Raw genomic sequence first — 21,958 nt, 5'->3', positions numbered from 1 at the left:
GATGGGTTGTACAGAGTTTAAAAAACTATGGGGGAAGTACGAAAACGGAACGCTCACGCATGATGAACAAGTGCAATTAGAAAGTCATATTGAAACATGTGAAAAGTGTGAAGCTTACTTAGATGAGTTACTTTCGAAGAGTGAACCGATAAAGAAAAGACTACCACCACAAAATTTTAAAATCCCGTTTTGGAAAATAAAATGGAAACAGCGTTGGCAAACCGTTAGTTTTGTCCTCGCTGTTTGTATAGCAATCTATTTTGTTGGTCATTTTGCATCTTCCTTTTACTTCTATTCGAATAATATGAAAAACTTTTCTGAAGTAAATGAGATTCCAGCACTCGCACTAGAAGCGACAATGCCAAATAGTCGTTCCACTGGAGGAAGTACGAAGGTTAAACCCTTTTTCCGTACAGAAAATGAAATGAATTTAGTTAAAACTGTCGGCAAAGAAGAATTTCCAATTGGTACAGTAACAATGAGTAGTTTCTTATCATCTGTAACTGCCACAAATCAATCTTGGGCAAACAGAGCCTATTCAAAAAAAGTTTCCTTTGTTCATCCCAAAATCAAGGAAGAAGCTTCTTTGAAAGAATCATCTAAAAAAGTTTGGGATACACTTGGAAAGATACATGAGGGGACTGTTGCAGAAGTAGCGATATCCTTCGATAAAGTTTACACTTTACAAGAAGTAGAATCCATTCTATATAGCGCATTTGAAGCACAAGAAATGCCGCCAATTCCTGTATGGTACGCTTTAGACACAGGACAAGAAAGAATAAATGAAGAAAATTTTCTCTTGCATAGCGGAGAAATTATCGGATTTCGAGAACATATAAATCTTCCTGAAGATGAAACAAAAAAACTACACACAAAAGAAGATGAAGTAATCGAAATGATGCGTATTCTTTCGATAAATAAAGAAACTGTAAGTAAAACGACTTGGATTCCTGAAAAAGTGCTGAATTTAGATAAGCGCTATCAGTATGTAAAAGATAACGGCGTCAAAGTATACGGCATGGTCATTACTGGCCCGTCGAAAGAGTTATTAAAATTACAAAACTCGCCGCACGTTCGTTATGCGACTCTTGGAGATATTGAGATTTGGAATTGGTTTGATTATTAATGAGAAAAAGGAGAGCATCTAGGAGTGATGCTCTCCTTTTTAATCCGAAATCACTTTCACATACATCCCTCTCACCGCTTTTTCATAAGCAATTTCGCTCATCTGTCTTATTTTTTCCGACACAGCAGACGATGGAACAACTTCACCTTCACGAAATAATGGAGGATCAATGAGACGGACTTTATTTTTCTGATACAAATCATAATCGTTTCTATCTTCTTTTACGTTTACATTCGGATGAACTTTGCTTAATAAAGCATGTACTTCTGGATCATTACATTGCTGCAATTTCGAAATAAGCTCATCATCTTCAAGAAGAAAGTCATCTGCATGAATAATCCTTTTATGAAGAGCTAACTTTAGCGTTTTCGCTAACATGTCGTTTCCGTAAATATTCATTGGCTTCATAAAGAAATCAATTACTTCTTTGTAATACGTTTCTGTAAACCATTCTGCCATTTCGACACTTTGAAGAACCATTTTCCCATCTACAGCAATGACATCCTCTAAAAAACTGTGAACTTCTTCTAAAGAAACATACCCATATGTATACATATCTCGTAACGTATAATCCACTCGGTCTGCACATAATTCTGGTGCTGACCTTTCGAGTAACGTCCATTTCGAATCATCTAATAAAATATCTTCATAGTTATAACCATACTTCGAAAGAATCGCTGGAATTTCTGAGTTTTTCACGACAGAACTAAATATCTCTTCATGATAACTTTTATTTCTATTATCAAAAACATAATCAATTACATGAGAAAAGGCAGTATGTGATACGTCATGCAGTAAACCTGCAATTTGTTCTTCAACTGAACCACCGAGTTTTTTCACTAATAACATAACACCAACTGAATGATCAAAGCGTGTTACATTCCAGTTCTCATTTAGTAAGTAGCTTGCGCCATTTTGATGAATACCTTTTAGTCTTTGCACAGGATTGCTTACAATTAATTCTTCTACTACTCGATCCACTTTAAACTCACCGTAAATAACATCTGATATAACCACTTATAATCCCCCTTTATTTCAGCAGCGTCTTCTAATCGTACCTTTTTTATAAAATCGATATCAATATAAATTATAAATCTAAATATATTGATACATAATTACAAATGTTATATATTATACATGTCTGTTATTTCTTTTAATTCATTTATTTTTATTGAGCGCTCCTTATGTGGAGCCCTTTTTTTATTGAAAAAATAGAGAGCAATTCGCTCTCTATTTTATACACCTATTCAAACGTAACTTCCACCTGCACAATCTCAGATCTACTTCCCAGTCTTAATGGTGGTCCCCAGAATCCGAAACCAGAAGAAACAATCGCGTGGAATGCACCTTTTTGTGCGTATCCCCAGTCTAATTCGTACATTCTTCTCGTTACAATATGATTCGGCGCCATTTGTCCGCGGTGCGTGTGGCCGGATAGTAGTAAATCGACGCCAGCCTCCGCTGCTTGTTTCAACTCGAATGGTTGGTGATCCATTGCAATAACAGGCATGGATTTATCTACCGTACTCGTTAGATTTTCAAAGCTTTGGCGATCTCGCTCTGTTTTATCTCTTCTTCCGACGAGGTAAAATTGATCTTCAATTGTAATCACTTCATCTAACAGAATACGAATATCAATCTTATCCATCTCTTGTAAAAATTCAGGAACCGCTCGTCCGTAATATTCGTGGTTTCCTAACACACCATATACGCCTAATGGAGCTTTCATTTGCTTCATAATTGGTCCCATATTTTTTTGAATGAACACACCTGGATGATCATCAATAATATCACCTGGCAGTAAAATAATATCAGGCTCCATCTCATTTACATGGCGGACAAGTCTTTTTAAATGCGAAACACCAGATAATTTACCGAAATGCATATCAGAAGCCATCGCGATGCGTAAGCTTTTACGTCCCTCTACTTTTTTTGGTATGTGCACCTCGTACTTTCTAACTACTGGGCTATATGCGTTGAATACTCCATATGCAAAAATAAAGATAAATGCAAGTAACACGGCCGTTCCTGTCCAAATAATTGCCGCTTCTTTCTCCACTGAAAACTGTAAAAGAAAGACCGTAATATTTGCTAACGGCAACAGCATAAGCGCATATTGTATGACCGCAAACCAAATTGAGCCTATCGTTCGTAGAAATGGCAAGAACTTAAACACTTGCACGAGAATGTACGCATATGAAATAAATCCGACTACGAAAGCGTAATATCCCCAAGATTCCCAGCCAAACACCGCATGAAGCCAAACCCAACCGTTCCAGCCGATGTAAAACATGAGTAGTGTGTATACAATTAACATAGTAAATATATTGAAATAACGAAGATTTTTCACAGTCAGCCTCCTTCTTGATTTCTTCTATTATATCTTGTTATGCACGTTTAACGTAAATATTAAGCACAGCAATCTTCACAATAAAAACCTCTAACCGCTAGATGCAAATCTAACAATTAGAGGTGCCATTCAAAACAAAATTACTTTTACAGATTTTCTTTATAGAAACTTGTAATCCTCTTGCATAAAAACGGACATTTCTCTTCGTAACTGATATATATAAAACCACCCTTACTTTATTATAAATTTAAACTTGTGAGAGTTAATACTCACGTGTATATTTACAATAAAACGAGCAACCACTTGTTTCAATGACCATATTTACGCATTTGGGTGATAATACACACATAACGAAATATATGTATCAATAACGGAGGAACATCATATGGAGAAAATCGATAGAAGAATTATAAAATCACAAAACGCCATTCAATCCGCATTTATTGAAATGTTAATTGAAGATGGCTTTGACGAAATTACAGTAAAAAACATTACAGAAAAAGCGAACATCGGAAGAAAAACTTTTTACTTACACTATCTAGATAAGTACAATTTATTAGATAAAATTGTCGACGACCATTTAAATCAATTAAGAGAAATATGCGATATAAAACAAACAAAAGGCTATATAGAAGGAACTGTCATATGGTTTGAATACTTCAAAGAACATAAACCATTTTTCGCATCGTTATTTAGAAGCAACAGCACATTATCATTTCAGAAAAAAATCCTAACGTTCATCATGGGTGAACTAGAAAAAAAATTAAACACAAATACGTCAGTAAATAAAAACATTGATACACACATCGTTTTAAAATTTTTAGGAACAGCTGTCATGGGCATTTTGGAATCTTACGTGTTGGATGAAATTGATAATGATGTTGAGTACGTTGCGACGCAAGTTGGGGAATTGATGAGGAGGAATATATAACAATGCAAAAAGGAAAATTTGGAGTTCAAATTTTCCTTTTTTATTTATGCTAAATCTAGTATACGTTTTAATTTATTTCTTCAACTTATCTGCCTTCGCAATAAATTGCGCTGCTTCCGCACGGTTTACCGCTTTATCTGGAGCCCAGCCATTATCTGTTCCAACTGAAATGTTTTCTTGGATTAAAATATTGGCATACTTCGCACCCCAATGATTGTTTAAGTCAGCAAATTCTTTTGGTAGTTTCATATTTTCATTTCTTTCTAATTTATATGCATTTACTAGCATAGAAGCTATTGATGCACGGTTAATTAACCCGCTCGGATTAAAGTTACCCTTCTCATCACCTTTTACAATACCTGCTTTTTCAACAGCAGCAATATATGGAGTTGCCCAGTGGTTTTGTGCATCAGGGAATGATGGCTTCGCATCTTTATTAATTTCTAAACCTAAAATAGTTGCTAATATTTTTGCAGCTGAACTACGATCGATATTTTCAGCCGGAGCAAATGTACCGTCTGGCTTACCGTGCACTGCTTCTTTATCTACTAAATATTGAACTGACTCTTGTGCCCAAGTCGGGACATCTGAGAATTTAGGTTTCTGTTCAATTGCACTTGCATCGATTTCAAACTGCAGTTGATATTTATGATCATATTTAATTGCTGGAATTAATATATGCATTTGCATATTATATTTTTTCGAGAACTCACCCATTTCAAATTGAACAACTTTCGTACCGTTATTCGCTTTATCTTCGGAGATTACTTTTACATCATGGAATGTCCCTATTTTATTTGGATCTTCTACTCTAAGATACTGAAAATAGCTACTATCTTGAACTGTTAATGTAACAATTTTTTTATCACCTTGAATGGTTACTTTTGGACTTTTTAAATATGTAGACGCAACTGATGTATCATTCGTTTGATCTTTATAAGTCTTTAAAATAACGTCATACGTGCCATCCGCTAGTTTGCTATTTGCTTTCATTTCTACTGCCGCTTCTGCTTTCGCAATCGGTGCCATAATACCACTGAATGGAACTGCTAAAGTTGCTGCTATAACGAACGCATTAACATATTTTTTCTTAATCATTATCAATACGACATCTCCTTTTATATGAATATACCCAACATAACTATCATATTGATAATGATTATCAATGTCAAATAAAATTAATAATACTATTTCCTACATAAGTACGCCTTCCGCTCGTTTTTAAAAAGTAAATAATGCGCCGTGTGAACTTTTCTTTCCAAATAATCAATAGAATACGAGCTTGATGGATCGACTAAATCACCTATCGCACCTGAAAGATGATCGATTACTTGCTGCAGTATTTCTAAGTTTTTCTTCTCACTTTCAGCGTTCATTTCATCCATAATGTCACAAATAAGGTATTGAACTCTCCTTAAACGTAATTCCTTTTGCTCCACATATATCTCCTCCTTATTAGTCATATTACGGTTTAAATATATGGGGCTATAGCTTAACCAATTCTAAAAAATACAAAGGCAACCACCTTCATAAAGATGGTTGCCCCCCATTTTTAAACTTGCATCGCTTTCTCTTTTAACGCTCTTCTTAACAATTTACCTGTCGTATTCTTTGGTAATTCTGTTAAAAACTCGATACTCTTTGGTACTTTATATTTTGCTAAATGTAATGTGCAATAATGCATAAGTTCCTCTTCTGTTACGTTAGCTTGTTTCAAAACGACGTATGCTCGTACTGCTTCTCCTAAGTTTTCATCAGGAACGCCAATTACGACAACTTCTGCTACAGATTCGTGTGTATACAATACTTCCTCTACTTCACGAGGGTATACGTTATAACCGCCAACTAAGACGATATCTTTTTTACGATCAACGATATAGAAGTAACCTTCTTCATCCATTTTCGCTAAGTCACCTGTATACAGCCAACCATCTTTCAATGTCGCTGCTGTATCTTCTGGCGCGTTATAGTATCCTTTCATAACGTTAGGTCCGCGAACAATTAATTCACCGACTGCACCGACAGGTACTTCTTCCCCAAATTCGTTCACAATTTTATTTTCTACATGCCAAATATTTGTACCGATTGACCCAGGTTTACGCGGACGATCTAGCGGGTTAAAACAAGTAACTGGTGATGCTTCTGATAAACCGTATCCTTCTGAAACGATTACGTCAAAACGTTTTTCAAAGTTTTGCAGAAGAGCAACTGGCATTGACGCACCACCTGAAATACAAAGACGAAGCGTCTTCACATCTTCTGCGCTTGCTTCTTCGAATAAATATAAATAATTGTACATTGTCGGTACACCAGCAAAAATCGTTGGCTCGTACGTGCGACAAATACGGAATACTTCTTTCGGACTAAATTTCGGTAACATTAAAATAGTTGCTCCGTTCACAATCGGTGCATTTACCGCCACTGTTAAGCAAAATACATGGAACATTGGCAAAGCCGCAACGACGCGATCATCAGCAGTATATTGTAAATACGACGCCACATCGCTCGCATTACTATATAAGTTTTTATGTGTTAACATCGCACCTTTCGGTTTTCCAGTTGTACCTGAAGTGTATAGAATAACCGCTACATCTTCTTCATCTAATTCTGGGCCTTCAAAAGTTAAATCTCCAGCCCCTATCATTCTCGTAAACGTTTTCATTTTTTCGGTTTCTGTATAGTTAAAATCTGATGAGGTTTCGCATATGATGATGTTTTCAAGTGAAGGAAGTCTTGTTGTAAGAGATTGTATAACAGGTAGAAGGACGTCGAGTACGATGATTGTTTTTACATCTCCATTTTGTAAAATATAATGCATTTCGTCTGCTGTATAAATTGGATTAACTGGAATAACAGTTGCTCCAGCTTTCATTGTTCCGTATAAACCGACCAAAAAATGTGGTGAATTTCCAACAACTAATGCGACATTGTCCCCTTTTCCAATGCCCATTTCTGCTAAATTGCTAGAAAACCTTGTGACCATTTTGTTTAATTGGTCATATGAGACCGACTGATCCATAAATATATAAGCCGGTTTATCCCCCTTCTTTTTCGCCGTTTCAGCCAAAGATTGAACGAGATTCACACAAACCCCACCTTTATAAAATTTAGAATATTTAAAAATTCTAAATTAATTATATTAAAAGAAAATTAAAGTAGCAAGTGATATTCCATTAACTGCATATACAAGGATCACCTCCTGTTGATTCACTTTAGAAAAATAAGGGAATTCTATTCGCCTACACATTATGAAACTAAGGCTAAAATCATTTCAGGATAATATGCACTCATCTTTTCACTAAGTTTTTCTAGTTCCTTTTTATTCAAGCTCGTATGCTCCCCATACAAGTTGATTGCATCCGCTCCGTGTTCATGAAAAAACAATGTTACATATAATGTCGGTAACCCGGTATTGGCCTCATCTATTGACAAGACAAGATCTGGCGTTTTATTCATCGTACTAAAAGCTTCATTTCTTTTCCATTTCTTATTTTGAAACATAGTTTGTATATCAGCTATCTTTCGTTTATTATCCGTATTCGTAAAGTATATAACATTATCCTTCCCTGGCTTTCCAATCGTTAAAAGTGTGCGACTTGAGGAAGTTTCATCGTTACAAGCTGTCATTCCGATGACGAAGCTGAGCAGTAATGCAACGTACATTAGCCTTCTCATTTCAATCCGCCTCCTTTTGAATATATATATTCCTTTATGAGAGGCAAATGTCCTGTGATTTTATGATGAGTGAAATTATATCGGCGATTTTTAAAATATATCGACTTACCGATAAAACGTGACAATCTACGCAAAAATAAAGAGGCTGCCCGTTACGGCAGCCTCCCTCATTTTTAGAAGAATAAATGTAAGAAATCTTCTGTTGTAATATTACCGAAGTAGCGTACGATATCTACGCCTTCTAAAGCTGCAGTGAATGCATCTTTATCAAATTGTACGCCTGTTAGACGCTCTTCAATGTCATGGACATCTAGTGAACCGAAGAAGTCACCGTAAATTTTACATTCTGTTACTGTTCCTTTTTTCACTTCAAGACGAACGTCAACTTGTCCAACTGGGAAGCGGTGTGAATGTTGTAAGTTGAACTTCGGAGATTTTCCGTAGTTCCAGTCCCAATTTTGGTAACGTTCTTCAGAAAGTTTATGGATCTCTTTCCAATCATTTTCTGTTAATTCATACGTCGGAATTTCTGTTTCCCCTTCGAAAATTGTTTCTAGAAGAAGTTGTCTAAACTCTTCTGTCGTCATTTTTTCGTTTAAGAACTCTGTAATGTTCGCAACGCGGCTACGGATTGATTTGATTCCTTTTGATTGGATCTTATCCATTTTTACTTTTAACGCTGATACGACGTGATCGATTTCAGAGTCAAATAGTAACGTACCGTGACTGAACATACGACCTTTCGTTGAGAACTGCGCGTTACCTGAAATTTTTCTGCCTTCAGCTAAAATGTCGTTACGACCACTTAGTTCTGCATTTACGCCTAATTTACCAAGCGCTTTCGTTACAGGTTCTGTAAATTTTTTGAAGTTGCTGAAACTGTCTCCATCATCTTTCGTAATAAAGCTGAAGTTTAAGTTTCCTAAATCATGATATACTGCACCTCCGCCTGATAGACGACGAACGACATGAATTCCTTGTTCTTTTACGTAATCTGCATTAATTTCTTCTACTGTGTTTTGGTTTTTACCAATGATAATGGAAGGTTCGTTAATGTAGAACAGTAAATATGTTTCGTTAATATCTAAATTCTTCACACAATATTCTTCAATTGCTAAGTTTATTCTAGGATCTGTAATCCCTTTATTATCAATAAATAACATCGTATCACCTCATGAGTTCCAAATGTAACCACTATGCGCTAGCGTAATATGGCCACTGAAAATTTGTTTTGCTTCTGTTACTAAATCAGATGTGTTTCCTGTATGCGGTAAGTGCGTTAATAAAAGTTCTTTTACATTCGCATCTTTCGCAATACTTGCCACTTCTGTACTATTCATATGCCCTGCTTTTGCAGCCTCTTGATGTGCATACATATTACACTCACAAATGAAAAGATCAGCATCTTTTGTGAATGGAATGAATTCAGGAATATAACTTGAATCAGCGCTATATACTACAGCGTCACTACCAGCTGTAATACGCATCGCAAAGCATGTAACAGGATGAACAGTTTTTAAGAATGAAATCGAGAACGGTCCAATTTGAAGTGTTTCTTCTGGATTGTACGCGATTCCTTTCGTATGTGGTTCATGCGTTAAAGAATGGAATCCATTCTCGTCAAACGTATGACCGTATATTGGTAATTCCGGTAGTTGTCCCTTTGTCGCACTTGTAATTAATCTCGCATATTGCAATACCCCAATGTCTGCAACATGATCGTGATGATAGTGTGACAGTACAACTGCATCTATATCAGATGGTGTTATATATTTTTGAAGCTGTGCTAGTACACCACTACCACAGTCTACAAGTAAACGAAAACCATCGTGTTCAAACAAATACCCCGACGTTGCTTCTCCCGCTTCTGGAAAGCCGCCCCAAAAGCCGACAACAGTCATTTTCATATGTATCCATCCTTTCTAAAACCGAGTAGGAATGCATGTTTTACTTACATTCTACATTGTTAACTATAATCCATTTCCTAAACTTTTTCATTATTTTTCACTTTTGTTATAAAACAGTTATTGACTTTTGTTTTTTGTACTAATACAATGATAGTAAGAAATGGAAATGGAGGGATTGACATGATCGATCAACCAATGGAGTTTTTCAGAAATTTACCGACGAAAACTTGTGCACATTGCGGGAAAGAAATTGATGAGCAGCACGAAGCATACCATAACAAATGTGACGATTGCGTTCACGAAGAATAGTAGTTTGTGAACATAAAAAAACCTAGCAGACATAGTCTACTAGGCTAATAACATCGTATCCTTCTTCATCGTCGAACCTTTCACCAAGAGCTCCAGTTCAAACTCATACAATTCTTTTTTTCGATAATTTTTCGTATGGATTTTATCCATCATCAGGTCGACAACTTTTCGGGCCATCTCATCGATTGGCTGTTCAATTGTCGTAATACCTGGCTCTGTAATCTGTGATAAAATTTGATTATCAAAACCGATAACAGCGAGATCATCTGGAATGCTCCAGTCATGGCGTTTCGCCTCTGAAATAATTCCAGCTGCAACCTCGTCGCCTCCTGCCAAAATCGCGGTAGGATTTTTTTTGTCCTTTAATACTTCATGGAATATTCTCTTTCCATCATCCCAAGAGAAAGCGTTTTCAAGAAAATCGATCGCTTCTACTTGACGGCTCTTCTCAGTTATGGCACGTAAAAAGCCCATTTTTCGCTGCTGGCTAACCACTTTGGTTTCGTTACCACGACAAAAAATAAGATTACGATATCCTTGTTCTAACACATGCTTAGCAGCTATGTATGCTCCTTGCGCATGATCAAACTTCACCGTTGGAACATTTGCTTCCTCAATATATTCATTACATAACACGATTGGACCGTGCTGTAAGTATGGCTCTACATCTTCCCAAGGATTTTCTAGTGAACATAGAATAATCCCATCTACTTGTTTCGTAGATAATAATTGTAAATACTCCATCTCTTTTTCCGGTAAATATCTTGTTTGACAAATAATCAGTTTATATTTATGTTCAGAAGCAGCAATCTCGATTGCTTCAATAAATCGACTGAAGAAAGGATTTGTAATCCTTGGAACTAGCACCGCAATTGTTTCCGTCTTTTGTTTACGAAGCCTTCTCGCCGCAGAATTAGGAACGAAACCTAAATGCTTCATTGCTAATTGAACCCTTTTTTTCTTCTCATCTGAAACATATGGATGATTATTAATCACCCTAGAAACCGTTGTCCTTGATAACCCCGCTAATTTCGCCACGTCCTCTATAGTCGACACGAAATCCTCCCCCTTTGCATGAAAACGTTTTCTTAAACTGATTATATAGTATATTATTGGAAACTGCAATATGGGTTGATATGATTTTACTATATTAATATTATACATAGGGAAAAGTCTGTTAATAGGAGGAGAGTTTATACTGTTTTTAGAAGTTTACAGTAGGCATATTTATAAAAGATACAGGGGGATATTTCATGAATCGGACGGATCGTTTATTAGCTATATTAATTGAATTACAAAGAAGACAAACTGTTACAGCACAAAGCTTAGCTGAAAAATTTGAGACAAGTATAAGAACGATTTATAGAGATATGGATGCACTTAGTGAATCTGGCGTCCCACTTTTCGCCATGCCTGGCCAAGGTTATTCATTAATGGATGGTTATTTCTTACCCCCCATTCAGCTTACGTCTGAAGAGGCTGTTACTCTTTTATTAGGCGGTGATTATATCGAGAAAACTTTCACTTCTTCTTTCTCTGTACATGCAAAATCGGCAAAAGAGAAACTTGAGGTTGTCCTCCCTACTGATCAACAAAAGAAAGCCCGAGAGTTACGAGGGACTTTCCGTTTCCTTTCTCCTATATTTTCACACAAACAATCTGAACAAGAAAAACTTGAAAAACAACTTATCCTGTTGCAAGAATCTATCCAAAAAGAACAGGCTATCTCTTTTTCTTATCGTAAACCAAGAGAAACTACAAAAATAAAACGGACCGTTCATCCTTACGGCTTAGTCAATATTTCAGGAATTTGGTACGTCGTTGCCCATTGTTTACTTCGAAAACAAATACGTAATTTCCGCTTAAATCGAATGGAGGAATTACAGCGAGAACAAGAATTCTTTACAAAACCCGAAGACTTTTCTTTGCAAGAATATCAGCCTGAAAGCAACCGTACTGTGATGATTCATTTATTATTCCCAGCCCATATTGCACATAAAATTATTGAATCACGATACTTCTTTATAGATTCATACGAGCATAGAGAAAATGGTTTTCACGTCTTTTTGAAATCAAGAAACATAGACGAAGTATTTCAATGGGTATTAAGCTGGGGAAGCCAAGTGCAAGTACTTGAACCAAACGTTCTATCTGAGAAAATCCGTGATGAAGCAAAGAAAATGTTAAAACTTTAATTGTTGCATTTCACTACTGACATAATGTTGTCAGCATTAGCTCTTTATAGTAGGTAGTAACAAATACATTTTCATAAAAAGGAGTTAGTGATATGAAGAAATTTGAAGAGTTAGCAACGTACTACATAGAGGAATTAGAAAAGTACTCTATAGAACAATTTAGGATGAAGCCTTCTAATGAGGAATGGTCTCTCGGTCAAATGTATAATCACTTAATTTCAGCTACACGCATGCAGTTAGATGCAATCGTGAAATGCAGAACTGAAGTGCCTTCTGTAACTAACAAGAAAACGGATATGGGAGAAAAGGTATATATGATGGGAGCTTTCCCAGACATAAAAATCAAATTACCAGATCATCCTGGATATACGCCTGAAAACCCAGCTAATAAAGAAGACGTACAGAAACAGCTTCTAGAATTAATTACAATTGTAAAAAAAATAGAGCCAACACTTCCTTCTATTCCAAATGATTGTAAGGTACAGCACCCTGGGCTTGGTTACTTACATGCAGCAGAATGGTTCCAGCTTATTTCTATGCATTTTGCACATCATCTGCGCCAGAAAGAGCGACTGGAACTTAAAGTTTACTAAATGTAAACATTTCCACTAAAAAGAGACTGCCAATATGCAATAATACATATCGGGAGTCTCTTTAGTTTTGATATAATATCTTCAAATCTATATAAAAGGAATATATAAAATGAATCCAATCTTAACAGCTGCAAAACAACTATTACATAAAGAAGAAAAAATTTTATCAACTTTAAATTGTTCACTTACCGGCTACATTATTACACATAATGTCCCGTATCCTGGTATGCTACTGGCTACTAATAGAAGAATCCTCTTTTATAAACAATCTAAAAATACATTAATCGCTGAATTCGAGTATAAAAAAATTGAATCCATAGAAACGAAGCGAAGAATTTTTGATAAAAAAATAATATTTTATTATGAAGATGAATATATACGAGTGGGATACATTACAAGTTCAAATGTTGAAGAGTTCCTAGACTTACTTCAAAGAAAATGTAAGACTAGCACGGACTTATAATCAGCAGGGATTCCCCCTGCTGATTCATTATTTTAACTCCTCCCACTTCGTCCAAACTTCTCTCCCGTTTATATGGTACATATTATCCTCTCGATCCATAAATCCGTGCACAATAAACTCACGTCTAATCGTACAGAAATCATCGTGATATTGTTTTATAAATGTATTAATTTCTTTTTCCGTATATTGATTTTCAGCGTTTAACTTGCTAATTAAATGCTCTAACAATACTAGTTTTTTCTTCTTTTGACCTGGAATCGATTTTAGGCGGTCCTCTTTATCGAAAAAGTTACGAATGGTTGTATCACGAAATTTCATTTCACTTTCAGTCATTTTGTTGTCCTCCATCGGTTTTTATGCCATGAAACTTTATTATTTGTCCTTACTATTCTTCTTCATTCTTTCACTTACAACATCCATAAGGTAATACCCGCTAATTAGCACATAGTAAACTAAAAGTATTCCTAGTGCATCTTTCATATTTATATATTTTTCTTTATGAAACAAGATAGGTGAAAGGGCGTAAACAAGAAAGATGATTAGCGGATTTAAGATAAAATAATAAGTAAGATTTCCTTTCATCATATCAACTCCTCTATTCTAGTTTTCTCTGTAAATTGTTGTAAATCCTTTTCTTTCGTCTCTATAGCTTTTAAAAAGGTTTATATATAAACTACAGAAAAGATACCCTACATTAAAATAAAAAAGCACCGAAAAGGTGCTTTTTTCTATACTTCAATCGATTAGTTTTCCGCAATATTTCTAAATTGTCGTTTTTGCATCCAAGTTAAGGATGCAATTGTTCCAAGTGATAATACAACGATGAAAATCATGAGTACTCCTATGTTTTGCCACATGAAGTTAAAGTCTCCACTTGATACGACTGCTTTCAATCCGGATACAGAGTATGTCATCGGTAACCAAGCATTGAATGGCTGTAAAAACTTCGGAATCAATTCTAGTGGGAATGTCCCAGCACTTGTTGTAAGCTGAATGATTAATGTGATGATGGCGATGAAACGCCCTGCATCACCGAATGCTGTTACTAAACATTGAATTAATGCGATAAACGCTAAACTTGTAACGATGCTAAAGAGTATAAAATACGGAATACTTTGTACTTCTACACCTAATCCGAATAGTAATATAATATCTGCTACTACCGCTTGAATAATACCGACTGATAGTAAAACACCGAACTTACTAATAAACCAACTAAATCCTGATTTTGGAACGCCAACTGTATCACGTAATGGATATACGATTGATAATAGTAATGCCCCAACAAATAAACCGAGTGATAAGAAATACGGTGTAAATCCAGTTCCGTAGTTTGGAACTTCCGCCATTTTCTCCGTTTTCACTTTTACAGGACTTGCAAACATATCATACGTTTTATCCGTCCCTTTCACTTCACCAGTTTTCTCTGCCCCTTCGCCAAGTTTCTCAGCAAGTTCACCGGAACCATCATTTACTTTTACGAGGCCATCTGTTACTTTTCCTGATCCGTCTGCTAGTTTATTTACTCCGTCGATTAGCTGGGTTGAGCCTGTTGACATTTTATTTAGGCCACCATTTAGAGTACCTAAGCCAGTTGTTACTTGACCAGATCCATCTGCTAATTGATTTACGCCACCTGCCATTTGGTTTGCTCCTACAGATAATGTTCCTAATCCGCCTGTTACTTGACCAGATCCATCTGCTAATTTGGATACTCCTACAGATACTGTGCCTAAACCACCTGTTACTTGGCTTGAGCCATCTGCTAATTTGGATACTCCTACAGATACTGTGCCTAAACCGCCTGTTACTTGACCAGACCCATCTGCTAATTTGGATACTCCTACAGATACTATACCTAAACCGCCTGTTACTTGGCTTGAGCCGTCCGCTAATTGATTTATTCCACCTGCCATTTGGTTTGCTCTTTCAGATAATATTCCTAAACCGCCTGTTACTTGACCAGATCCATCTGCTAATTGATTTATTCCACCTGCCATTTGATTTGCTTCTGCAGATAATTGATCTAATCCAGCTGTCACTTTTCCAGAGCCGCTTTGTAATTGCGTTATGCCATCAATTAATTGAACTGATCCATCTTTTAATTTATCGGCACCTATTTTTGCATTATCTAACCCCTCACCAAATCCATGAAACTTACTAACAAATTCATTTTGTGCGTTCGTTAGTTTCTCAATACCACCTGCTAGAGTTTTTCCCTCTTCTGGATTTGGTAATTTGTTTTGTAGTCCATTTGTTGTTTGATGTATTTCGCCTTTTAATTGTTTTACTTCTTCATTTAATTTATTTGTTCCACCTGCTACTCCAGCAGCTTTTTGCTGAACTGTCGCTGTACTTTTTACAGCACTTGTTATGAATGGTTGTAACTGCTCTTGATATTCTTTCGGTAAACTTTCAATTTGCTTTTGTAAATTCGCTACCTCTTGCGCTGCATTTTTGGCATCTCCTGCTGTTGATTGCGTAAGTTCATTTAACTGATTTATATTTTCTCCGGCTCCATCTATTTTCTGATTTACCTTACTTAATATAGTAGGAACTTTCGACTGCATTTCCTCTAAGCCTGCAGCAGACTTTTGTACGTTACTATTTAAATCTTGCAATCCCTTTTGGATTTCTTGAGACCCTTTTTCTAATTGACTTTGTCCTTCAGCAAGTTTTCCCATACCATTTGATAGATCAGTTGTTCCTGCTTTTAATTCACCGGATTTACTTACTAATTGGTTCAAGCCACCGGTCACTTTCTCAGATCCATCACGTAATTCGCCAATTCCTTTTTGCATTTCACCCGTTTTGCTATTTAGCGTATTTAAACCGTCTGTTACTTTGCCTGATCCATCTACTAATTTCCCGATACCTGTTTGCATCTCACCTGTTTTACTATTTAACATGTTTAAACCGTTCGTTACTTTCCCGGAACCGTCTACTAATTTCCCGATACCTGCATTGCTATTTAATGCATGTAAACCATCTGTTACTTTGCCTGATCCATCTACTAGTTTCCCAATACCTGTATTGCTATTTAATACATGTAAACCATCTGTTACTTTGCCTGATCCGTCTACCAATTTCCCGATACCTATCTGCATTTCACCTGTTTTGCTATTTAGCGTATTTAAACCATTTGTTACTTTGCCTGACCCATCTACTAATTTATTAGATCCATCTGCTAATTTCTGAACTCCATCCTTCATCTCTCCAGACTTCCCTTGTAGTGTATGAAGGCCATCCGTCACTTTACTTGAACCATCATGCAGTTCACTTGATCCGTCGTGTAGTTTACTTGCTCCTTCCGCCCCATCTGCTAATCCTTTTGAGACGTCTTGAATGGAATCAAACATTTTCTCTGCATATGTTTTCGTTAACGTACTTGATACTTCACCTTTAATTTTTTCAATGGCTGTTCCGCCAATTTGTGAAGATAAGAAGTTTAAGCTTTCGTTTGGAATGTATTCTAAGTTTAATGGTTTTGGATCATCTTTTAATAACGTTGTAGCGTTACTTGAGAAGTCATTTGGAATGCGTACTAGCATGTAATACTTTCTACCTTCCATTCCTTTTTTCGCTTCTTTTTCACTTACAAATTCCCATTTGAAACTTGTATTATCTTTTAAGTTATCAACGAGCCCTTTTCCAACCTCAATTGGTTTCCCATCAAATACTGCACCTTTATCTAAATTGACTACCGCCACTGGCAAATCATCTAACTGTTTATACGGATCCCAAAAGGCCCATAAAAACATACCTGCATATAAAATTGGCACGAATAAAACCGCGATAATTGGAATTAATATTTTTTTACTTTTTATAATTTCAGTAAACTCTTTACGAAGTAACTGATTCCATTTCATCATTTCTCCCCCTTTTCTAAATGACTAAATTGTCCATTTGGTCATTTTCTCCCAAATAAAAAGGCTATACCTATTCATACATATGCCTTATCCCCGAATTTATACTATGCAACTGTTTCTTAATACGAAGTGAATATTTCTATTATCCCTCCTAAAATAAATATATGACCAAATTGTTCAAACGGTCACTTTTTATAATAATAAAAGGATTATCTTAGTTTGACAATCCTTTTAATAAATAAAGTTCAAATAATTCTGCAATTTTTTCTTTTTCTAGCGGTTCATGATTTTTTTCCCAATCAAAAATAAGCGATACGTATAAGCGAAGCATAATAAATGCTGTAATTTCTGGATCACATTTGCTAATCTCACCTTTTTCAATCGCAATCTTTAAATACGATTGAATGACAGAAACGATTTCCACATCTACTTGTTGCATCACTTCTTGTACTTCTTTCGTTCCCATATCACGCTCTTCTTGAATTAACTTAATCATGAGCTGATGTTCTTTTCTGAATTCTAATATGCTATATAATGCTCTATGTACATTTTCAAAAAATGAAACATCTGAACGAATTGCATTTTCTGCAACTTGCTTCATTTCTGTAATTAAATTAGAAATAATCTCACCAAATAGCTCTTCTTTATTTTTGAAAAAAGTATAAATCGTTCCTTTTCCTACATTCGCTAACTTCGCTACTTGATCCATCGTTGTTGCTTTATAACCGAACGCTGAAAAAGACTTTGTTGCAGCTTCAATAATAGAACGTTTTCGATCTATTGCCACATCGTCACCTCCAAAAATGACCAATTGGATAATATAGTCAATCAGTACATCTTTGATATTACCACACGCTTACATTGTATACAAGTTCTCTTTTTTATTATTTCCAGTATACAAAATTCCAGTCAAGTTATATCATACTGTCCATAGTGTATCAAAAAGTATACTTGTATGGAAAGCTAGAATTTATTCATAAATAATTGCTGACTAGATCCCACTAGAAACTTAATAAAATAGACAGTGTTCTTAAAACCAAAGTTTCAAGAACACTGTCTATTATTTTGACATAGAAAGTAATATTTTCTCCATCTCTTTCTTAGTTAGATCATCATCAATTATCTCTTCGTATATCTTTGTATCTCTTGTAAAAATATCATTTACTATGACAATTTGATAATCACTATTCTTACCTTGTGCTGGTACAAACATTTTGAGTCCTTTTAACTTACTCTCTCCTTGAGAATATTTATTATAGACCATTTCTTTCCCGTCTAAACTATAACTTTCTAGATTCTCTTCTCCAGGCATCATGTAGTGTAGTGGATCCTTACCACCATTAACATTACCATCCATATACATCCTTGACTGGTAAATTGTAAAACCATATTTCCCTTTTGTATATTCTGATTTAATAACTAATTCTACATCTCTTCCAAAATATGAATCAGCCCATTCTCTCTTTAATTCATAACCTTCAGGTATATAAGCCGGCTGCTTAATTTGAAATGGCACATGATTTTTCGCTTCTTCTATAGTATATGTTAAAGATTTCTCCAGCTTTTCTCCAAGTGGTTTTAATGTCTTCTCAATAGTAGCTAGTCTTTCCTGATCAGCTTTCTTCAATCGTTCAGGTTTATATTCCTTTGTATCTCCATCATAATTTTCAGGCACATTTTTCTTAACCATTGCTTTTTTACGAATTTCTTGGGCTTCCTTAAATAATTGAACATACTGCTCAAATTCTTCTTTTGTAAAATTCTTTTCTGCCAAATATAAAAAATCTGTATTCATTTTATATGACTTTATTGACATCCCCCATTCTCTACTTGCATTCTCCGGTGTGCCTAATACTGTTTCTATCGCTTCTTCAAAAGCCGCTTTAGATTGCTTTTTTTCTACAACCTTTTCTTTCTGTCTTTCATCCCCCTCAGTTATCCTTGCATTCAATAAGAATCCCCCTGCTATAGCTGCTATAGCAATAACTCCAAGTAAAGACAGACGATACGATTTCTTTTGGAACTTTTTAATCATAACGATTCTCCTTTTTAGTGTTCGTTTATTTCTACTTAAATTGGCTAGGCTTGGTACTTGATAGGAATAATGTTCTAAAAGGGTAATGATGGTATGACCGTATGCAATTTGCTCCTCTTTATCTATAAACGTAAGCGCATATGCATCGCAGGCTAATTCTTGATCTTCTCGCATACAAAAATAGGCGTACCAAAGAATCGGATTGAACCAATTTAATAGGATTAAACTGTACATAATCCAATTTACAGCTACGTCGTTTCTCTTAATATGAGCTAACTCATGGTAAAAGACATATTGTAATTGTTGCTCATTTAATACTTTCATATGTTTTTTTGATAGTAATACTTTCGGACGGAAGAAACTAAAAACCGTTGGACTTGCAATCTTTCCTGCAAGACGTAATGAAACTGCCTTCTTCATTTTCATAGACTGCTTGCAGCGATTAAACACTGTAGTGACCTGTTCGTCCGTAATATCCGGTTGTTTCTTTATGTAAGAATATAAGCGTCTATTTGTAATAAACGTTATGACTGCTAATATGATCACCCCAGCTAACCAAACATATAGAGCAACTTTGTATAAAGACAATGCAGTCTGTTGTTCCGAACTCACGTTTACTTCAGGTTCACTATTTTTTGTCACAGTTTCAGCATTTTGTTCTAATTCCACTGTATGTTGCATCTCGTCATTCACTGTATTCTCAGGTGAAGGTGTATTTTTCTGAATAACTTCCGACATACTAGAACTATAAGAAAGTAATGAATAAATACTATAAGAACTATCTGGTGACCATGGTAAAAGGAGTCTTATCATTAGTACGATCCACAGCATATATTGCCATCGGGGCGTTAACTTATTTCTAAATAGCACTTTTATACATAGAATAAATCCAACTAATATGCTAGCCATAAGTGACGTTTCTATAAGCCAATCAAAAAAATGAGGAAGGTATACATTTATAAGCATGTCTATCATTGTTATCTATCCTTCCTCTTGTTCTCCTCTGTCTTCTCATCTAAAATGCGTTTCAGTTCATTAATATCTTCTGAAGACAATTTTTCCTCTTTTAAAAAATTAACAAGTAATGGCTTAAACGCTGCGCCGCAAAAACGCTTTAGCAAAGATTTCGTTTCAACTTGCAAATAATTATCTTGTGATACTAACGGATAATAAGCATACATGCGCCCTTTATCTTGATGGTAAGAAACGGCTTCCTTTTGTACTAACCGATTAATTAATGTACGGATTGTTTTCGGTTTCCAGTCCATTGCATCTTCTAGTTCTTCTATAATTTCATTCGCTGTTTGTGGAGAGTTTGACCAAAGTACTTTCATAATTTCTAATTCCGCTTCAGATATTTTAGGTAATTGATTTGTCATAGATATTTCACTCCTCAGTATTACATTTGTAATCTACAATTAAGATTACAAATGTAATACTTAATTGTCAACCATATTTTAGAAAATATAATTTTAGTTAAACCTTACTTAACGACATCAAATTTCCCTTTTTTCAAATAATCAAATAAAAAAACAAGAAAATGTTTACATTTAATAGTAATATAGAAAATAGACAAGTTTATCAAAATAGTGGAGGCTTTTTCAGTCATGATGCGTGCGCTTCGTTTAAATATAAAGCAAGCTTTTTGTAGTCGTATTTCTCTAATTATTATGTTTAGTGGATTCGTTCTTATTTGTATTTATCACTATTACTATGTAATTCGTTATTTAGGAGACGCAGCGAGTGGACCTATTTCAACAGATATAAAATGGATCGGATTTCGCGACAATGAAATGGATGTTTATTTATTATTAATGCCAGTTATTGCGAGTTTCCCCTTTAGTACAAGTTACAATTCGGATAAGTCAGATGGTTTTAAACCGTTTGTGAGTAAGGGGATTTCTTTATTTCCTTATTCAGTAATGAAATATATCGTTACGTTTTTTTGCGGAGGATTTCTTTATACATTTCCATTCATCTTATCGTTATTATTTTGCAAATTAACCATTCCAGACGGAACACCTACGATTGGTTCAGGCATCATAAATGCTGATGGAATGTTCGCAAACCTATATTTCGATGCGCCTCTCACTTACATTACTGTATATATCGGAATTAATTTTTTATTTGCAGGTTTAATGGCCCTTTTAGGACTTGCTGCATCTGTATGGTCACAAAAGGACTATATGGCAATTCTCTTTCCATTCGCAGTTGCCTCCATTCCTTACGTCCTGCTAAATACAATATTTCCTTCAATCGGCGGAGCACCTATTCATTTATATGATCCGAAACAACCATTGCAAGGCATGTCACCGTACATTTTAACGATGCAATGTGCTTTATTCCTTCTCGTTAGCTTATTTATGTATATACAAGGAGTAAAGCGGGATAGAAAAAAATATAGAAGAAGACTCCAAAAAAGAGATCGGTGTAGAAAAGCGCTTCAAGCAATTTCAGACTAAGTGATTGTACGAATAAGAGCGTAATTCCCTAAGTTAGCTTAGA

The 21,958-nt window shown here is 35.4% G+C and carries 22 protein-coding genes; 7 read left to right on the top strand and 15 right to left on the bottom strand.

The features are described from left to right. Position 1 precedes the first annotated feature (1 nt). Entirely contained in the window at positions 2–1,126 is a 1,125-nt protein-coding gene (locus tag RBB48_RS09625; RefSeq protein WP_088062413.1) for an anti-sigma factor, read from the top strand. A gap of 39 nt (positions 1,127–1,165) precedes the next feature. On the opposite strand, the gene RBB48_RS09620 is transcribed toward RBB48_RS09625, so the two are convergent. Both RBB48_RS09620 and RBB48_RS09615 read right to left on the bottom strand, forming a co-directional pair. Continuing rightward, positions 1,166–2,143, bottom strand: a complete 978-nt coding sequence (locus RBB48_RS09620) for an HD domain-containing protein (protein ID WP_088062411.1) — start codon at positions 2,141–2,143, stop codon at positions 1,166–1,168. 226 nt (positions 2,144–2,369) lie between these two features. Then, positions 2,370–3,476 carry a metallophosphoesterase gene (locus RBB48_RS09615; RefSeq protein ID WP_088062409.1) on the bottom strand — a complete coding sequence of 369 codons (1,107 nt, stop codon included), beginning with the start codon at positions 3,474–3,476 and terminating at the stop codon, positions 2,370–2,372. Positions 3,477–3,861: 385 nt separating this feature from the next. Between RBB48_RS09615 and RBB48_RS09610 the strand changes: the two genes are divergently transcribed. Then, positions 3,862–4,407: a TetR/AcrR family transcriptional regulator gene (locus RBB48_RS09610; RefSeq protein WP_088062407.1), complete on the top strand. Its 546-nt coding sequence runs from the start codon at positions 3,862–3,864 to the stop codon at positions 4,405–4,407. A gap of 72 nt (positions 4,408–4,479) precedes the next feature. Here RBB48_RS09610 and RBB48_RS09605 read toward each other — a convergent pair whose 3' ends face one another. From RBB48_RS09605 to RBB48_RS09580, 6 genes are all read right to left on the bottom strand, one after another. Beyond that, positions 4,480–5,505, bottom strand: a complete 1,026-nt coding sequence (locus tag RBB48_RS09605; protein WP_097890491.1) for an S-layer homology domain-containing protein — start codon at positions 5,503–5,505, stop codon at positions 4,480–4,482. Positions 5,506–5,594: 89 nt separating this feature from the next. Continuing rightward, the gene (locus tag RBB48_RS09600; protein WP_000435468.1) at positions 5,595–5,846 is read right to left on the bottom strand and encodes a hypothetical protein; all 252 of its coding nucleotides are present in this window, start codon (positions 5,844–5,846) and stop codon (positions 5,595–5,597) included. A gap of 113 nt (positions 5,847–5,959) precedes the next feature. After that, positions 5,960–7,492, bottom strand: coding sequence for a fatty acid--CoA ligase family protein (locus RBB48_RS09595; RefSeq protein ID WP_306007591.1), 1,533 nt, complete (start codon positions 7,490–7,492; stop codon positions 5,960–5,962). A gap of 161 nt (positions 7,493–7,653) precedes the next feature. Continuing rightward, positions 7,654–8,082, bottom strand: a complete 429-nt coding sequence (locus tag RBB48_RS09590; protein ID WP_088062401.1) for a hypothetical protein — start codon at positions 8,080–8,082, stop codon at positions 7,654–7,656. Positions 8,083–8,255: 173 nt separating this feature from the next. Next, positions 8,256–9,245, bottom strand: a complete 990-nt coding sequence (gene lplA / locus RBB48_RS09585) for a lipoate--protein ligase (RefSeq protein ID WP_063261987.1) — start codon at positions 9,243–9,245, stop codon at positions 8,256–8,258. Positions 9,246–9,254: 9 nt separating this feature from the next. Beyond that, positions 9,255–9,989 (bottom strand): MBL fold metallo-hydrolase, encoded by a 735-nt coding sequence (locus RBB48_RS09580; RefSeq protein ID WP_306007590.1) that lies wholly within the window; start codon positions 9,987–9,989, stop codon positions 9,255–9,257. A 180-nt stretch (positions 9,990–10,169) separates the two neighbouring features. Between RBB48_RS09580 and yhfH the strand changes: the two genes are divergently transcribed. Next, a complete protein-coding gene (yhfH, locus tag RBB48_RS09575) occupies positions 10,170–10,298 on the top strand; it encodes a protein YhfH (RefSeq protein ID WP_000567010.1) in 129 nt (42 codons plus the stop codon). 39 nt (positions 10,299–10,337) lie between these two features. Here yhfH and RBB48_RS09570 read toward each other — a convergent pair whose 3' ends face one another. Beyond that, entirely contained in the window at positions 10,338–11,354 is a 1,017-nt protein-coding gene (locus RBB48_RS09570; protein ID WP_088062396.1) for a LacI family DNA-binding transcriptional regulator, read from the bottom strand. 197 nt (positions 11,355–11,551) lie between these two features. Here RBB48_RS09570 and RBB48_RS09565 point away from each other — a divergent pair, with 197 nt between their 5' ends. The 3 genes from RBB48_RS09565 to RBB48_RS09555 all read left to right on the top strand — a co-directional run bounded on the left by RBB48_RS09565 (position 11,552) and on the right by RBB48_RS09555 (position 13,549). Continuing rightward, a complete protein-coding gene (locus RBB48_RS09565) occupies positions 11,552–12,493 on the top strand; it encodes a helix-turn-helix transcriptional regulator (RefSeq protein WP_306007589.1) in 942 nt (313 codons plus the stop codon). 92 nt (positions 12,494–12,585) lie between these two features. Next, positions 12,586–13,086, top strand: a complete 501-nt coding sequence (locus RBB48_RS09560) for a DinB family protein (RefSeq protein ID WP_098189617.1) — start codon at positions 12,586–12,588, stop codon at positions 13,084–13,086. A 109-nt stretch (positions 13,087–13,195) separates the two neighbouring features. After that, positions 13,196–13,549, top strand: a complete 354-nt coding sequence (locus RBB48_RS09555) for a PH domain-containing protein (protein ID WP_306007588.1) — start codon at positions 13,196–13,198, stop codon at positions 13,547–13,549. A gap of 27 nt (positions 13,550–13,576) precedes the next feature. Here RBB48_RS09555 and RBB48_RS09550 read toward each other — a convergent pair whose 3' ends face one another. The 6 genes from RBB48_RS09550 to RBB48_RS09525 all read right to left on the bottom strand — a co-directional run bounded on the left by RBB48_RS09550 (position 13,577) and on the right by RBB48_RS09525 (position 20,832). Next, positions 13,577–13,882, bottom strand: a complete 306-nt coding sequence (locus RBB48_RS09550; protein WP_000140288.1) for a DUF2087 domain-containing protein — start codon at positions 13,880–13,882, stop codon at positions 13,577–13,579. A 39-nt stretch (positions 13,883–13,921) separates the two neighbouring features. Continuing rightward, positions 13,922–14,131 carry a hypothetical protein gene (locus tag RBB48_RS09545; RefSeq protein ID WP_061660104.1) on the bottom strand — a complete coding sequence of 70 codons (210 nt, stop codon included), beginning with the start codon at positions 14,129–14,131 and terminating at the stop codon, positions 13,922–13,924. A gap of 161 nt (positions 14,132–14,292) precedes the next feature. Then, positions 14,293–17,418 carry a YhgE/Pip family protein gene (locus tag RBB48_RS09540; protein WP_306007587.1) on the bottom strand — a complete coding sequence of 1,042 codons (3,126 nt, stop codon included), beginning with the start codon at positions 17,416–17,418 and terminating at the stop codon, positions 14,293–14,295. 214 nt (positions 17,419–17,632) lie between these two features. Continuing rightward, on the bottom strand, positions 17,633–18,205 hold the full coding sequence (locus RBB48_RS09535) for a TetR/AcrR family transcriptional regulator (protein ID WP_000963378.1): 573 nt from the start codon (positions 18,203–18,205) through the stop codon (positions 17,633–17,635). A 273-nt stretch (positions 18,206–18,478) separates the two neighbouring features. Then, entirely contained in the window at positions 18,479–20,428 is a 1,950-nt protein-coding gene (locus tag RBB48_RS09530; protein ID WP_306007586.1) for a M56 family metallopeptidase, read from the bottom strand. Between the two features lie 2 nt (positions 20,429–20,430). Beyond that, positions 20,431–20,832 carry a BlaI/MecI/CopY family transcriptional regulator gene (locus tag RBB48_RS09525; protein ID WP_000184503.1) on the bottom strand — a complete coding sequence of 134 codons (402 nt, stop codon included), beginning with the start codon at positions 20,830–20,832 and terminating at the stop codon, positions 20,431–20,433. A gap of 228 nt (positions 20,833–21,060) precedes the next feature. Here RBB48_RS09525 and RBB48_RS09520 point away from each other — a divergent pair, with 228 nt between their 5' ends. Next, the gene (locus tag RBB48_RS09520; protein WP_088062383.1) at positions 21,061–21,915 is read left to right on the top strand and encodes a hypothetical protein; all 855 of its coding nucleotides are present in this window, start codon (positions 21,061–21,063) and stop codon (positions 21,913–21,915) included. Positions 21,916–21,958: the final 43 nt, after the last annotated feature.

Origin of the sequence: Bacillus sp. MMSF_3353 (assembly GCF_030733445.1) — a bacterium.
GTDB lineage: Bacteria > Bacillota > Bacilli > Bacillales > Bacillaceae_G > Bacillus_A > Bacillus_A wiedmannii.
Note: the sequence above shows the minus strand (reverse complement) of the source record. Positions and strands in the feature narration are given on the sequence as shown.

What these genes read in the sequence shown, in the direction of transcription:
- RBB48_RS09625 (WP_088062413.1), top strand. Translation starts at nt 2, where the DNA reads ATGGGTTGTACAGAGTTTAAAAAACTATGGGGGAAGTACGAAAACGGA.
- RBB48_RS09610 (WP_088062407.1), top strand. Translation starts at nt 3,862, where the DNA reads ATGGAGAAAATCGATAGAAGAATTATAAAATCACAAAACGCCATTCAA.
- RBB48_RS09605 (WP_097890491.1), bottom strand. Translation starts at nt 5,505, where the DNA reads ATGATTAAGAAAAAATATGTTAATGCGTTCGTTATAGCAGCAACTTTA.
- RBB48_RS09590 (WP_088062401.1), bottom strand. Translation starts at nt 8,082, where the DNA reads ATGAGAAGGCTAATGTACGTTGCATTACTGCTCAGCTTCGTCATCGGA.
- lplA (WP_063261987.1), bottom strand. Translation starts at nt 9,245, where the DNA reads ATGTTATTTATTGATAATAAAGGGATTACAGATCCTAGAATAAACTTA.
- RBB48_RS09580 (WP_306007590.1), bottom strand. Translation starts at nt 9,989, where the DNA reads ATGAAAATGACTGTTGTCGGCTTTTGGGGCGGCTTTCCAGAAGCGGGA.
- yhfH (WP_000567010.1), top strand. Translation starts at nt 10,170, where the DNA reads ATGATCGATCAACCAATGGAGTTTTTCAGAAATTTACCGACGAAAACT.
- RBB48_RS09565 (WP_306007589.1), top strand. Translation starts at nt 11,552, where the DNA reads ATGAATCGGACGGATCGTTTATTAGCTATATTAATTGAATTACAAAGA.
- RBB48_RS09560 (WP_098189617.1), top strand. Translation starts at nt 12,586, where the DNA reads ATGAAGAAATTTGAAGAGTTAGCAACGTACTACATAGAGGAATTAGAA.
- RBB48_RS09555 (WP_306007588.1), top strand. Translation starts at nt 13,196, where the DNA reads ATGAATCCAATCTTAACAGCTGCAAAACAACTATTACATAAAGAAGAA.
- RBB48_RS09550 (WP_000140288.1), bottom strand. Translation starts at nt 13,882, where the DNA reads ATGACTGAAAGTGAAATGAAATTTCGTGATACAACCATTCGTAACTTT.
- RBB48_RS09545 (WP_061660104.1), bottom strand. Translation starts at nt 14,131, where the DNA reads ATGAAAGGAAATCTTACTTATTATTTTATCTTAAATCCGCTAATCATC.
- RBB48_RS09540 (WP_306007587.1), bottom strand. Translation starts at nt 17,418, where the DNA reads ATGAAATGGAATCAGTTACTTCGTAAAGAGTTTACTGAAATTATAAAA.
- RBB48_RS09530 (WP_306007586.1), bottom strand. Translation starts at nt 20,428, where the DNA reads ATGATAGACATGCTTATAAATGTATACCTTCCTCATTTTTTTGATTGG.
- RBB48_RS09525 (WP_000184503.1), bottom strand. Translation starts at nt 20,832, where the DNA reads ATGACAAATCAATTACCTAAAATATCTGAAGCGGAATTAGAAATTATG.
- RBB48_RS09520 (WP_088062383.1), top strand. Translation starts at nt 21,061, where the DNA reads ATGATGCGTGCGCTTCGTTTAAATATAAAGCAAGCTTTTTGTAGTCGT.